Source organism: Cognatundibacterium luofuense (assembly GCF_018139685.1).
Taxonomy (GTDB): Bacteria; Pseudomonadota; Gammaproteobacteria; order Burkholderiales; family Burkholderiaceae_D; genus Undibacterium; species Undibacterium luofuense.
Window position 1 is genome coordinate 1 of record NZ_JAGSPN010000662.1, and the last position, 281, is coordinate 281.

Here is a 281-nt window from a genome sequence, read left to right on the forward strand (position 1 = left end):
ATTCGGAATCGCCTGCAGGAATGCTGTCATCTGCGCCTGCACTTCTGCCAGACGGACTTCAGATTTTTTCACTTCTTCAGGAATCGCAGCGACCTCGGCCATCACAGCAGAAGCGTCTTCGCCTTTACTCTTGAGCATACCGATTTGCTTGGACAAGGTGTTGCGCTTGCCTTGCAATTCTTCAGTACGTGACTGAATTTGTTTGCGCTCTGCTTCCAGCGCATTAAAAGTCGCTACGTCGAGCTGGAATTTACGGGTAGCGAGCCTTGCCGCAACCGTAT

General features: G+C 51.2%; 1 pseudogene. It reads right to left on the reverse strand.

The annotated features are described in order from the left end of the window. Nucleotides 1–281, reverse strand: a pseudogene (locus tag KDM89_RS22090) (serine--tRNA ligase); the annotation flags it as partial.